The following is a 13,307-nucleotide window of genomic DNA, read 5'->3' as shown; positions in this document are numbered from 1 at the left end:
ATCAGCGACCCGACGATGTGCGGTTGCGGCGATAGATCAACTCTTCATTGACCGAAAGCATTCGTTTGTGCAGCATCGAGGCTCCTCCGATAGCAGGCCCTTCCGGGCCGAGTTTGGACAGGCGGATCTCCGGGATGGGGTGCTCGTCCAGCAGATTCTGGCGAACATTGGCCATGACCTGGTCCCGGCACAGGTCGTAGAGCATCGCGACGGGGCCACCGAGCACAATTCGTGCCGGGTTGAAGATGCTGGTCAGGGTGGCGACACCCCTGCCAAGGTAAAAGGACCAATCAGTCAGCGTCGACAGAGCTGCACGCTCTTGTCGCCGGGCAGCGCTGGCGAACTCATCGATGTTGCTGGCCGATCCTCCATGAAAGCGATAGCGGGCGAGCACCGCCTCACGGCCTATGAAGCTCTCGAAGGATCCGGAAATGGTCGCGAGCTCAACGAAGCCTTCATCTCCAAGGATGATATGACCAAGCTCTCCGGCATAACCGTCCTGCCCGTGCAACAATTGTCCTGAGTTGACGATCGCGCCGCCGACGCCGGCGTCGAGGAAGATGTAAATCTCCGTGTCGGTGCTCTCGTCCTTCGAGCGGTACATCTCCGCCATCGCGAAGGCGTTGGCATCGTTTTCCGCAGCAAGCAGGAGATCTTCGGGAAGCACTTTCTCGAGTTTGTCCAGGATCGGTTCCTGGCGCCACCCAAGGATCGGAGCGCGTAGGATCGTTCCGGTCCGATCAATGACGCCGGGCGCCGTCAGGCACAGCCCTCGGACCGTATGTTTCTGCGAAAGGCTCTTGATGAGCGATTTTACGGTCCTGACCAATTGCTGAATGATGCTTTCGGGGTCGGCGTCAGCCAAATCGAAGTTCGATTGCGACTGAGCGACGACCCGCGCCTCCATGTCGAGCGCGACGACCGTAAGACGACCGACGCCTATGTCTGCGCCAATGAAAACTCCGTAGTTGGAGTTGAGACGAACGAACGTGCCGGGGCGTCCGGTGCCCGCGCTCTTGTCGTCTTCCGAATTGTCTTCGACAAGCAATCCTTCTTCGGTGAGGCTCGCCACAATGCTGCTGGCGGTCGACCGCGTAAGTCCAAGTTCACGGGCGATGTTGGCGCGGCTGACCTTGCCTTGCCGAAAGACGACATCGAGCACCCTGACTTCGTTGATGTGCCTGACGGCGCTGGGCATGGACATGAAGTGCTCCGACTAGGTTGGGCCTGCAAGGCCGGTAGCGAATCCGCGCGAGATCCCCTTTCGAGCGAAAGCATATAGTCGTTTCAGGCGAGGCTGTCGCCGATTATGCGGTTTCTAAAATTGTGACAGCCTCGCCGCCGCTGCGTCTTTCTGTTCACTTTTTTGTTCGCCGCCTATCGAAGCAAGTTGACACACTCGCGTCAATATGTTTGTTTTCAATCCAAACAAACGGACGAGGAGAAGCCGTCTGTTTGCAGAGGCGGCATGGGGCCGCCCACGGGAGGAACTAAATGAAATCGACCTTCGCATCACTGGCCATCGCCGCGGCGCTCAACGCTTCGGTGTCCGGCTTCGCCCTCGCGCAGGACAGCGTCGAGGTGTTGCACTGGTGGACCTCGGGCGGCGAAGCCGCCGCCGTTAGCGTCTTGAAGGATGACCTTCAGAAGCAAGGCGTCGGCTGGCAGGACATGCCAGTCGCGGGTGGTGGCGGCGAGGCGGCCAACACGGCCCTGAAGGCGCGGGTGACTTCCGGCAATCCACCGACGGCGGCGCAGTTGCTCGGCATGGCGGTCAACGAATGGTCGGAGGAGGGGCTCCTCGGCGATCTGACCTCTATCGCCGACCAAGAAGGGTGGGGCAAGGTCGTCCCTGACGTGATCAAGAACTTCGCCGTGCACGATGGCAAGTGGCAGGCCGTGCCGGTGAACATCCATCGCCCGAACTGGCTCTGGATCAACGCAAAGGTCTTCAAGGACAACGGCCTCGAGCCGCCCAAGACCTGGGACGAATTCAACGCGGTCGCGGACAAGCTCAAGGAAAAGGGCATCGTTCCACTCGCCCACGGAGGGCAGCCGTGGCAGGACGCGACAGTCTTCGACGACGTCGTTCTCGGGATCGGTGGTCCGGAGTTCTACAAGAGGGCCATCCTTGAATTGGACGATGCCGCACTGGACTCCGATACGATGGTCAAGGTCTTTGACCAGATGCGCAAGATCCGCGGGTATGTCGATCCTAACTTCTCCGGAAGGGATTGGAACCTTGCCACCGCGATGGTGCTCAAGGGCGAGGCTGCCATGCAGCTCATGGGCGATTGGACGAAGGGCGAGATCGTCAAAGCCAACCTCACGCCGGGCGTGGATATCCTCTGCGTCACAGCGCCCGGCACCGAAGGTTCGTTCCTGTTCAACACCGACTTTTTTGCCATGTTCCCGGTGGGAGACAGCAAGTTGGCGGCCCAGCATAAGTTCGCGGCGAGCGTCATGTCGCCGAGTTTCCAGGAGGCGTTCAATCTGGTGAAGGGCTCGATCCCGGCTCGAACGGACGTTTCCGGCGACAAGTTCGACGCCTGCGCGAAGAAATCCATGGGCGATCTCAAGAGCGCGGTGTCATCCGGGACGCTTATGGGTTCGCTCGCACATGGCCATGCCGAGCCGGCAGGCATCCAGCGCGCCATGTTTGACGTCGTCACGCAGCACTTCAACTCCGACATGCCGTCCAAGGATGCTGTCGCGGCGCTTGTGACTGCGATCAACGCCGCCAGATAGAAATCCTCCCAGGGGTTGGCCGCGGCTGCGACCAACTCTTGCGCGGCACCAGTCGCCCAGGCGGCTGGTGCCGCTGAAATCGGGCAGAAAGCAATGACCCCTTCCAAACGTTTACAAGCCGCGTTGCCGGCGTTCGTCCTATCGCCATCGTTGGCGGCGATCGCGATCTGCGTTTACGGCTTTATCGCCTATACCGCGCTTCTTTCCTTCACTGGATCGAAGATGTTCGCCAGGTTCGATTTTGTCGGCTTGCGGCAATACGAACGGCTGTTCGACAATCCACGTTGGATCACCGCGGTTGAAAACATGGCGATCTTCGGCGGTCTCTATGTCGTGGTTGCGACCTGTCTCGGCCTCTACATCGCCATCCTGATCGATCAGAAAATTCGGTTGGAAGGCGTGTTCCGCGCCATATTCCTCTATCCGATGGCGCTGTCCTTCGTGGTCACCGGGGTGATCTGGCAATGGCTTCTCAATCCGGGTCTGGGTCTGGAGCACATGGTGCGCAGCCTCGGCTGGCAGTCATTCACCTTCCAGTGGTTGGTGGATCCGGACTGGGCCATCTACACGATTGTCATCGCGGGCGTATGGCAGGTCGCCGGTTTCGTCATGGCGCTGTTCCTGGCAGGTCTTCGTGGGGTCGACACGGAGATACTTCGTGCGGCGCGCATCGACGGCGCCCCCATCCATAAAGTATACACGCGCATTGTCATTCCGGCTCTCAGGCCCGTATTCCTGACCGCGTTCGTCATCGAAGCCCATCTCGCCATCAAGAGCTACGACCTCGTCGTCGCCCTCACCAAGGGCGGGCCAGGCGTCTCGACGGAACTGCCCTCGACATTCATGTATTCGATGACCTTCACCCGCAACGAACTTGGCGTGGGCGCGGCCAGTGCGACCGTCATGCTGACGAGCCTTGCCGCCATCATTGTCCCCTATCTCTATGCGGAGCTGCGCGATGACCGCCGTGCCTGACAGCAGCTTTGCGATGGCCCTGGGGCGACCACGATCGCTTAATCCGACCAAGATGTTCGGGCGCATCTTCGTCTATGGCTGCTTGGTCGTGCTCGCCGCTTTGTTCCTCGCGCCTTTGGCCTCGATGGTCATGACTTCGCTGAAGAGCATGGAAGAGATCCGCAGCGGAACCCTTCTTTCCGTACCGCAGGCCCCTACGATCGAAGCGTGGGCTTCCGTGTGGAATTCGGCATGCATCAGTGTCGCCTGCGGCGGTCTTCAGGGATACTTCGGCAACTCGTTCCTGATCGCCGTCCCGGCAACTTTAATTTCGGTCGGCCTCGGCGCATTGAATGGCTACGTCTTCTCCACCTGGCGGTTCCGAGGAGACAACGTCCTTTTCGGATTGATCCTGTTCGGCTGCTTCATTCCGCTTCAGATTGTTCTAATTCCAATGGCCGGACTGCTTGGCATGCTCGGTCTCGCGGGCACCATTCCGGGTCTAGTGCTCGTGCACGTCGTATACGGCGTTTGCTTCACTACGATGTTCTTCCGCAACTATTTCGTGACGGTGCCGGCAGAAATCTTCAAGGCGGCCCGGGTCGACGGCGCGGGCTTTTGGGCGATCTTCTTCCGCATCCTGCTGCCGATCTCGTGGCCAATCGTCATGGTGTCGATCATCTGGCAGTTTACCGGCGTTTGGAACGACTTCCTCTTTGGCGTCTCCTTTGCCGCCGGCTCCAGCCAGCCGATTACCGTCGCCGTCAACAATCTCGTCAATACCTCGACCGGGACCAAGGCTTACAACGAGGACATGGCGGCCGCGATGATCGCGGCCCTGCCAACCATCGTCATCTATGTGGCTGCGGGCCGCTACTTCCTTCGCGGCCTGATGGCCGGCGCAGTCAAAGGATAACGTCATGGCCAATCTCGGCATCAACCACGTCACGAAGAGCTTCGGAAGCCTAGCCGTTCTGAAGGACATAAAGATTTCGATCGAAGATGGAGAGTTCCTGGTCCTTGTAGGACCCTCGGGATGTGGAAAGTCCACCCTGCTCTCGATCATCGCCGGGCTGGAGGAACACACGTCCGGGACCATCACGATCGACGGCAGGCCCGTGGACGATCTGGAGCCAAAGGAACGCGACATTGCCATGGTGTTCCAATCTTACGCGCTCTATCCGGCAATGACGGTGGAACAGAACATCGGTTTCTCGCTAGAAATGAGCAAAATGCCGAAAGCCGAGCGCGTCGAGCGGGTAAGCAAGGTTGCGGACCTTCTCCAGATAAGCCATTTGCTCAAGCGCCGCCCCGGCCAACTTTCAGGTGGCCAGCGTCAGCGCGTCGCTATGGGACGAGCGTTGGTACGCGAGCCGAAAATCTTTCTCTTCGACGAGCCGCTCTCCAACCTCGACGCCAAGCTCCGCGTCGAGATGCGGACCGAAATCAAGAGGCTCCATCAACGGCTCGGAGCTACCATTGTCTACGTCACGCACGACCAGATCGAGGCGATGACGATGGCGACGCGCATCGCGGTGATGAAGGACGGGGTGCTGCAGCAATTCGGTACGCCCGAAGACATCTACGACCGACCCGCCAATGTCTTCGTCGCCACGTTCATGGGATCGCCGCCAATGAACCTTCTACCCGCAACCGTGGTGGATGGGGCCTCAGGCCCGCGGCTGAGCTTGAAGGGAGCCGACGTTACACTGCCATTACCTTCTTCAGTGACGGCGCGGTTGGAGCCCGGCAGCGACGTGCTTCTCGGACTGCGGCCCGAATGGCTTTCGCTAGCGGCGGAAGAAGTGTCTGCCAATCCGATGCTTACGCTGCATGTCGACGTTATAGAACCGACCGGTCCAGACGTGTTTGTCGCCCTTCGTGCAGGCGAGCGCGAGATCATGGCGCGCCTACCGACGGGAACACCGATCCGTTCCGGTGAAAAGCGGGCCTTCGCGCTTGATCTTTCAAAGGCTGTTGTCTTCGACGCCGGTACCGGCATCGCCCATTAAAAACTCAGTTTCAGGGACACACCAATGCCAGCAAAACAGGAAAGACGTCTTCGCGTGGGAGTACTGGGAGCCGGGCAGATCGCCCAGGCCGCCCACTTCGAGGCCTGTACAAAAGCCGCCAATGCCGACCTCTATGCGATCTGCGACGTTGCGGACGATCTACGCGAGCGGATGGTCATCACCCACGGGGCTCAGAGATCCTACAACGACTATGACCGGATGCTCGCCGATCCGGAACTCGACGCCGTCATCATCGCAACCGCAGACGCGTTCCATGTTCCGACCTCCATTCGCGCGTTGGAAGCGGGCAAACATGTGCTGTGCGAGAAGCCGGTCGGCGTGACCGTGGAGGAGTGCCTTGATCTGAAGTCGGCCGTCGAAAGGTCGGGCAAGGTGTTCCAGGTGGGGCATATGAAGCGCTTCGACGCAGGGCTCCAGGCGGCCAAGTCGTTCATCCTTGACGAGATGGGCGACATGATCGCGCTGAAGGCGTGGTATTGCGATAACACCCACCGCTATCCGATGACAGATGCCGTTCAGCCGCTGATTGTGACCAGTGCAAATGCCAAGCGTCCGTCCACCAACCCCAAGGCAGATCTTCGTCGATACTACATGCTGGCCCACGGCTGCCATCTGATTGATACGGCCCGATACTTCGCCGGCGACATCGTTGCCGTAAATGCGCGCCTCTCGGAGCGATCGGGTATCTGGTGCTGGTTCGTAGACGTCGAATTCGCCTCCGGCACGCTTGGCCATCTCGATCTGACCGTCCAAGTGCGTATGGACTGGCATGAAGGTTTCCAGATCTACGGCAAGAACGGCAGCATTCTCGGGAAGACGTACAATCCCTGGTATTACAAATCGAGCGAAGTCGACATCTTCCGCGAGGCGGACGGAGCTACCCACCGCGTGCTGGGCGCGGATGGCCACTTCTATCGTCGTCAGGTGGAGGGCTTTGCGCGCAGCATTCTGGACGGCACGGTTCTCGAAGGGGCGAACATCGACGACGGTGTAGCCTCTGTTCAGGCGATGGTCGCGATCGCGCGGTCGGCTGAGACCGGGAAGCGCGTCGCGCTGGCGGACGTTTCAGGTGGTGTGTGATGAAGCTTGGAATTTTCGCAAAGACGTTCGACGGCACTGATCCCCGCGCAGTGCTCCAGTCTGTCGCCGCCGCAGGCTATGCGAGCGCGCAGTACAACCTGGCTTGCTCGGGCCTTTCTTCAATGCCCGACGAGATTTCAGACAGTCAGGCCCAGGCGGTGGCGGAGGCGGCCAAAGCCTGCGGCGTGGACGTGGTGGCGGTGTCCGGCACCTACAACATGATCCACCCGGACCAAGGTTTGCGTGCGGCGGGTCATGAGAGGCTCGAGGTGCTTGCGCGCCATTGCGCGGGGATGTCGACGCGTCTGATCACGCTTTGCACCGGCACGCGTGACCCGATCGATCAGTGGAAGGAACATGCCGACAACAACACGCCAGAGGCATGGCGCGATCTTCTGGCCGCCATGGAGACGGCTGTTGACATCGCCGAACGGTACGACGTCTATCTCGGGATAGAACCCGAACTGGCCAACGTCGTGAATTCTGCCGAGAAGGCGCGCTTGCTGATCGACGAGATGAAAAGCTCGCGCATCAAGGTCGTGCTCGATCCCGCCAATCTTTTCGAAGTGGCAAGCCTGGATCAACAACGTAGGGTCGTCTCGCAGGCAGTCGACCGCCTGGCGGATCGCATCGTCATGGCACATGCCAAAGACCGCAACCCAGACGGCACTTTCGCCACCGCAGGCAAAGGCGTCCTCGACTACGCTCACTACTTGGGATGCCTGAAGGCCATCGGCTTCAACGGTAGCCTCGTCACCCACGGTCTGTCGGCCAGCGAAGCTTCAGGAGTTGCATCATTCTTGACGCAACACCTTCAGGACGGAGCAGGCTAATGGCCAAGACCTTCGCTCCGCTCAAGACCGCTGACGGAACCGTTTTGAACGTCGATACGGCCGGCGAAGGACAGGCAATCATATTCCAGCATGGTCTATGCGGCGACGCAGGCCAAACGGATGAAGCATTCCCGGCGAAGCCTGGCTTGCGCCGCATCACGGTCGAGGCCCGTGGGCACGGCCGCTCGCAGACGGGGGCACTCGACAGCCTGTTGATCGCCACGTTCACCGACGACGTTGCTGACTACCTCGAGCAGAACTTCCCTGATCCGGTGGTGGTCGGCGGTATTTCGATGGGAGCGGCGATCTCGCTGCGCCTTGCCGTCAAACGGCCGGATCTCGTCAAGGGGCTGGTCATCGCCCGACCGGCCTGGGTGATCGAAGCGGCGCCGGCGAACATGTCGCCCAACGCCGAGGTCGGACGGCTATTGAAGACGTTGCCGCCGGAAGAGGCGAGGGCGGCCTTTCTCACCAGCGCCCACGGTCGCAGCCTCGCCGCCGAAGCGCCGGACAATCTGGCGTCGCTCGAGGGGTTCTTTACGCGTGCTCCTATCGAAGTAACCGCGGCGCTTCTGTCGGCGATCTCGGCGGATGGACCGGGCGTGACGGAGGAAGAGGTCCGCAGTCTCGATGTCCCCACGCTGGTAATCGGCCACAAGAGGGACCTTATCCATCCGCTCACGCATGCGTCTGCACTCACCCAAATGATACCTGGAGCGCGCCTCGTAGAAATCACACCGAAGGCCGAGAGCCGACAGCGATACGTCGCCGATTTTCGCCTCGCACTGGGCAGTTTCCTAGAGAGCTTGAGAGATGACTAGACCTGAAAAGAATTGGATCGCCAACCTTCCCGCGAACCGGCTGATTGCCGAATTTTCAGTGTGGTCGGCTGAGCTTGTGCGTCTGGGTGACGATCTTGCACGCGTCGAGAGTTTCGCCGACATTCTTCACGTTGACGTCGCAGACGGCCATTTCGCGCCTGCTATGTTGTTCTTTCCGGATCTCGTCGCAAGTGTGCGCAGAGTCTCGTCACGCCCGATCCATGTCCATCTGATGGTTGCCGACAGCATCCTCCTTTCTCAGGTTGAGCAGTTCATCGATGCGGGCAGCGATCTCATCAGCATCCATGTCGAAAACGAAGCTGTGGCGAACGCCGCGCTCGACCTGCTGGATCGGCGGAACGTGGCCGCCGGCATGGTGATCAAGGTGGATACGCCCGTTGAGCGCGCGGCGAAGTTCGCATCCCGACTAAGTTTCATTACGCTCCTCGGGACCGCGATTGGCGTCAAGGGTCATGGATTGGACGAGAGGGCGGGTACCCGCCTGCAACAAGCTAGCAAGATCATCGCAGATTGCGGTGCGACGCATCGGATCGTGCTAGCCGCCGACGGTGGCATTCGCGAACACACGGTGCCCGTGCTTCGCCAGGCCGGCGCGGAGACGGTCGTACTTGGGTCCCTGGCTTTCAACGCTCCGTCGCTCGAAGAGCGAATGGGGTGGCTACACGCACTCTAACGCACGGTTCGGAAATGCATCAGGTTGCCATTGGGATAGATTTGGGAGGGACACAGGTCCGTGCGGCTCTCGTCGATGAGCGGGGCAATATTGTAGCGCGCATGGAGGAGCAGACGGAGGCCCACGTCGGTCCTGAAGGGGTCCTTTCGCAAATCAGCGGATTGGTCGATAGCTTGCTGGCAACATCGAAGCTGTCGCTAGTCGTAGGCATCGGCGTCTCCACGCCCGGCCCGATCGATACCGTGAGTGGGGTCGCCCGGGATATCCCGACGCTTTCCGGGTTTGCGGACTTCCCACTGAAGGCCGAACTTCAGCGCCAGTTCGCATTTCCGGTCTGCCTGGAGAACGACGGAATCGCAGCCGCAATCGGCGAATGGCAGTTTGGGGCCGGGCGGGGCCTGGCCAACCTGGTGTATGTCACCGTCAGCACGGGTATCGGCGGCGGGGTCATCGCGGATGGACGAGTGCTTCGCGGCAGGAAGGGCATGGCCGCCCACGTGGGCCACATGTCGGTCATGCCAAACGGGGAAATTTGCCCTTGCGGCAACAAGGGGTGCTTCGAGGCATACGGGTCCGGGACGGCGTTCACCAAGCGGGCTCGCGCACGTGCGGCAGATAGCCACGAGACTCGGCTCGGCAAAGATGGAACCGCGCTTCACAGCCGAGATGTGTTCGCCGCTGGAAGAGGTGGGGACTTCCTCGCCAACCTTCTAATCGACGAGGAGGCCGAGATCCTCGGACGCGGCTTTGTAAGTCTGATCCACATTTTTAGTCCGGACGTGGTGATTATGGGAGGTGGTCTCTCCCATGAGTTCGACCGCCTCCGCCCTGGCATCCAGGAATACGTCGCCCGCTGGGCGATGCCGGCGTTCAAGGACGTGAGCGTCGTCCGCGCCGCGCTAGGACAAAACTCCGGGCTGGTCGGGGCGGCAGCCCTCGCATTCCTTGCGGATCGCCCGAGCAAAGAAACCTTGGCGCTTGTCGCGCATCGATGAAATCCAGAGGAGCTACAGTTTTGTTGACGATCAGAAGATTGAGTCTTTCCGACGCCCGCATGCTTATCGCTGGCGCCCGTGAACGCGCTCACGAAATTGGGGTGCCGATGTGTATCGCGGTGACGGACGAGTCGGGGCAGCTCATCGCGTTCGAACGCATGGACGGCGGGAAGGTAACCAGCACGATCATCGCGCAGGACAAGGCATTTACTGCCGCTGGTGCCAAGCGCACGACGGAAAGTTACTGGGAGGCAAGTCAGCCCGGAAAACCGGCGTTCGGCATCAATTCAGCAATCGGCGGGCGGCTCATGGTGGTGGCTGGTGGGATTCCCGTCGTGGTGGACGGCGACGTCGTCGGCGCCATCGGCGTCAGTTCCGGGACGCCCGCCCAGGATAGCGACTGTGCACAGTCCGGGATCGACCATTTTCTTGCCAGCCTGCGCGGGCCCGAAGCGAGCTGAGCTCCAGGGGCCATTGGTGGCCAGGTCGAACCTCAACAACCGAGGATAACGGAAGCGATATGGACTCAGAGATACTTTTCTTGGAACCGCGCCCTGTGCCTGAACGCTCACTGATTCATGAGCCTTGACGACGCGCTTGAAGATGGAGGATTGGCGTAGAGACTATAACGAGTTCCGGCCACACAGCGCGATCGGCAACAACAAGGTGCCGATTTCGCTCATGAACGGCTCATCGGCACCCCGCCGAGTTGAGCCTTGACCCCGGAAAATTCCAGCTCCCGCTAGCCCATGGCCGTTCTCACAAAATCTTTGCGGCGGTTACTTCCACCTCGACCAGGAATTCCGGCCGGGTGAAGCCGCTGACGATGATCAACGTCGACACCGGTTTCGGAGCGCGCGTATAACGGTCGCGGACCGCCATATAGGCTGGAAAGTCCTCCCGTTTCGTGACGAAGCCGTTGATGCGGATGACGTCGGCGAAGCTCATGCCGGCGTCGGACAGGATGGCGCCGATCGCTTCGAAGCAGAGTTCGGCTTGCGCTGTCACGTCGGGCGGAACGAGGTCGTCGCGACCGATGCCCAATTGTCCGGAAGTCACCAGCAGGCTATTGCCTGGCGGCACAAGGAGGCCATGACTGTAGTTGCCGAAAGGTCGGCGGATAGAGGGGGGATTGATCACGGTCTTTTCCGACATTCCCCTTAGAACCTTTCCATCTTTGCCTTCACCTTCGCCATGAAGCGCGCCCGGGTCTCCTCCGTGCAATTGTTCATGTCGTAGTGGGCAAGAAAAGTCACCGGCGACCACGGATTGATCTGGGCGCGCAGCACCCGCTTGACGATTTTCTTCGGCGGGTTACCGGCCACGAATGCCCGGAACGGCGTCGCGCCATAGGTCATCACCGCGCCGAGCTTTCGGATGTGGCGCAGCCGCGACTGGACCTTGCCATCCACCAACTCGAAGGAAATGCCCGGCAGCCAGACGCGATCGAAATAGCCTTTGAGGATCGCCGGAAAGCCGAAATTCCACACCGGCGTGACGATGACCAGCGCCTGCGCGGCCAAAAGCCGGTCGCAATAGTCCTTCACCAGCGCTGTGTTTTCCGGATGGTCGTGATAGACTAGGCGGTCGTGGCGCGACAGGACAGGATCGAACCCTTCCGCATAGAGATTGCAGTCATCGACTTCGTGACCCGCTGCCTGCAGGCTCTCGCGAGTGAGCCTGTGCAGTGCGCCGCCGAAGCTTTCTTCGACCGGGTGGGAGTGCAACAGCAGGACACGCATCAGACCCCCAGTGCCGCAAGGCCGGGGAAGAGGTAGTTCTTGCCAGCGGTAAAGTCGAAATCCGGATTGTCCCAGGCGATCATCTTGCCGGGGTTGAGCAGCCCCTTGGGGTCGGTCTGCTTCTTGAAGGCGAGCTGGGTCGTGTCCGTCTGCTTCATGCCGCCTTCTTCCAGCGTGTAGCGATGCGGATTGAAGACCGGGCAGCCATTGTCTTCATGGATGCGGATGATCTCCTCCAGCCTCGCTTCGGTGGAATAACGCACCAGCGGCAGGCCGGAACACTGAATGGCCGCATCGAACTTGATGAACTCGAGATGCCCCGGCACTTCATCGCCAAAAATTTCCACGAGTTTTCCGACCTTGGCGACGTGATCGGGGCTTGGGTATTGCACCTGTAGATAGGTTGAGTTCGGATCGACCTTCATCGCCCGCAGCGTCGTGTGGTTCCAGGCAAGTTCATAGGCATGCGGGATGCCCTTCATGCTCTCGACCCTGTCGGAGCGGAACAGGATCTCGCCCTTCTGCTGGGCGACGAAGGCGGTGAACGGATCCATCGCATGCGGCGCGATCATGATCACCACGACCGACTGGTTGCGGTCACGCAGAAAGGACTTGTGGCGGCTGAAGTAGTCATAAGGGATGGGGGCTGCGATCGGCGCCACTTCCTTCAGCAGCAGGCCGTTCATATGGCTGAGCGCATCGGAAAAACGGACGGCATCCATGAAGTCGTCATAGCCGACCAGAACGTCCACCCAGTCATAGGCCGGGGCGAGCGGCATTTCGACTTCGGTTATGATGCCGTTGGTGCCGTAGGCATGGCTGACCTTCTGCAAATCCCAGCCTGTGAGGTCCAGCACCTGCGGGTCTGCTTCCATCGTGACGACGCGAAGGCGGAGAATATTGCCGAGGTCGCGAAGCCCGCCCCAGGTGATCGAGCCCACGCCTCCGGAACCACCGGCGACGAAGCCGCCGATGGTTGCGGTTCGGGCAGTCGAGGGATGGAAGCGCAGTTCCTGACCGGAATGGGCCCTTGTCTGCCTGTCGAGATCCGCCATCACGACCCCGGGCTCGCAGACAACCCGGCCGGGATGGATGGACCTGACCTTGTCCATGCCGGCCAGATTGAGAATGATGCCGCCAGACAGCGGCATGGCCTGGCCGTAATTGCCGGTGCCGGCGCCGCGCGGTGTCACGGGCGCCCCATGCGCGTAGGCGACCTTCAGGGTGCGGATGACCTCTTCCTCGCTCTTCGGTGAGACGACGAGGTCGCCGGTGACATTCTCAAGCTGGGCCTTCAGGATCGGAGAATACCAGTAGAAGTCGCGGCTCTTCTGGCGCACCAGCGCCGGATTGTCCTCGATGGTGATGCCTTCGAGTTCCTTCTTGATGGCTGCATAGTCGGGCATG

General features: G+C 60.5%; 14 protein-coding genes and 1 pseudogene. 11 read left to right on the top strand and 4 right to left on the bottom strand.

Going from position 1 to position 13,307, the window contains the following annotated elements:
- Position 1: 1 nt before the first annotated feature.
- Positions 2-1,162: an ROK family transcriptional regulator gene (locus JNB71_RS13920; RefSeq protein WP_220372407.1), complete on the bottom strand. Its 1,161-nt coding sequence runs from the start codon at positions 1,160-1,162 to the stop codon at positions 2-4.
- A 332-nt stretch (positions 1,163-1,494) separates the two neighbouring features.
- On the opposite strand from JNB71_RS13920, the gene JNB71_RS13915 reads away from it, so the two are divergent.
- The 11 genes and pseudogenes from JNB71_RS13915 to JNB71_RS13865 all read left to right on the top strand — a co-directional run.
- On the top strand, positions 1,495-2,748 hold the full coding sequence (locus tag JNB71_RS13915; RefSeq protein WP_220372406.1) for an ABC transporter substrate-binding protein: 1,254 nt from the start codon (positions 1,495-1,497) through the stop codon (positions 2,746-2,748).
- A gap of 93 nt (positions 2,749-2,841) precedes the next feature.
- A complete protein-coding gene (locus JNB71_RS13910) occupies positions 2,842-3,723 on the top strand; it encodes a carbohydrate ABC transporter permease (protein ID WP_220372405.1) in 882 nt (293 codons plus the stop codon).
- Between the two features lie 13 nt (positions 3,724-3,736).
- Positions 3,737-4,618, top strand: a complete 882-nt coding sequence (locus JNB71_RS13905) for a carbohydrate ABC transporter permease (RefSeq protein WP_223215880.1) — start codon at positions 3,737-3,739, stop codon at positions 4,616-4,618.
- 4 nt (positions 4,619-4,622) lie between these two features.
- The gene (locus JNB71_RS13900) at positions 4,623-5,714 is read left to right on the top strand and encodes an ABC transporter ATP-binding protein (RefSeq protein WP_220372403.1); all 1,092 of its coding nucleotides are present in this window, start codon (positions 4,623-4,625) and stop codon (positions 5,712-5,714) included.
- A 24-nt stretch (positions 5,715-5,738) separates the two neighbouring features.
- Positions 5,739-6,815 (top strand): Gfo/Idh/MocA family protein, encoded by a 1,077-nt coding sequence (locus JNB71_RS13895; RefSeq protein WP_220372402.1) that lies wholly within the window; start codon positions 5,739-5,741, stop codon positions 6,813-6,815.
- On the top strand, positions 6,815-7,648 hold the full coding sequence (locus JNB71_RS13890) for a sugar phosphate isomerase/epimerase family protein (protein WP_220372401.1): 834 nt from the start codon (positions 6,815-6,817) through the stop codon (positions 7,646-7,648). Before JNB71_RS13895 ends, JNB71_RS13890 begins: the two co-directional genes overlap by 1 nt.
- Entirely contained in the window at positions 7,648-8,469 is an 822-nt protein-coding gene (locus tag JNB71_RS13885) for an alpha/beta fold hydrolase (RefSeq protein ID WP_220372400.1), read from the top strand. Before JNB71_RS13890 ends, JNB71_RS13885 begins: the two co-directional genes overlap by 1 nt.
- Positions 8,462-9,163, top strand: a complete 702-nt coding sequence (locus tag JNB71_RS13880) for a ribulose-phosphate 3-epimerase (RefSeq protein WP_220372399.1) — start codon at positions 8,462-8,464, stop codon at positions 9,161-9,163. Before JNB71_RS13885 ends, JNB71_RS13880 begins: the two co-directional genes overlap by 8 nt.
- A 14-nt stretch (positions 9,164-9,177) precedes the next feature.
- Positions 9,178-10,158 carry an ROK family protein gene (locus JNB71_RS13875; RefSeq protein WP_220372398.1) on the top strand — a complete coding sequence of 327 codons (981 nt, stop codon included), beginning with the start codon at positions 9,178-9,180 and terminating at the stop codon, positions 10,156-10,158.
- Between the two features lie 23 nt (positions 10,159-10,181).
- Positions 10,182-10,619: a GlcG/HbpS family heme-binding protein gene (locus JNB71_RS13870; RefSeq protein WP_346657269.1), complete on the top strand. Its 438-nt coding sequence runs from the start codon at positions 10,182-10,184 to the stop codon at positions 10,617-10,619.
- A gap of 87 nt (positions 10,620-10,706) precedes the next feature.
- Positions 10,707-10,878, top strand: a pseudogene (locus JNB71_RS13865) (integrase core domain-containing protein); the annotation flags it as partial.
- A gap of 39 nt (positions 10,879-10,917) precedes the next feature.
- Here the strand turns inward: JNB71_RS13865 and JNB71_RS13860 are convergent.
- The 3 genes from JNB71_RS13860 to JNB71_RS13850 are packed head-to-tail and all read right to left on the bottom strand — an operon-like array spanning position 10,918 to position 13,306.
- Positions 10,918-11,313: a RidA family protein gene (locus tag JNB71_RS13860; RefSeq protein WP_220372396.1), complete on the bottom strand. Its 396-nt coding sequence runs from the start codon at positions 11,311-11,313 to the stop codon at positions 10,918-10,920.
- Positions 11,314-11,318: 5 nt separating this feature from the next.
- The gene (locus tag JNB71_RS13855) at positions 11,319-11,900 is read right to left on the bottom strand and encodes an NAD(P)H-dependent oxidoreductase (protein ID WP_220372395.1); all 582 of its coding nucleotides are present in this window, start codon (positions 11,898-11,900) and stop codon (positions 11,319-11,321) included.
- Positions 11,900-13,306, bottom strand: a complete 1,407-nt coding sequence (locus tag JNB71_RS13850) for an FAD-binding oxidoreductase (RefSeq protein ID WP_220372394.1) — start codon at positions 13,304-13,306, stop codon at positions 11,900-11,902. Before JNB71_RS13850 ends, JNB71_RS13855 begins: the two co-directional genes overlap by 1 nt.
- Between the last annotated feature and the right edge of the window lies 1 nt (position 13,307).

Origin of the sequence: Rhizobium herbae (genome assembly GCF_019511375.1) — a bacterium.
Classification (GTDB): domain Bacteria; phylum Pseudomonadota; class Alphaproteobacteria; order Rhizobiales; family Rhizobiaceae; genus Pararhizobium; species Pararhizobium herbae_A.
This window is presented reverse-complemented; position numbering and strand designations above follow the sequence as displayed.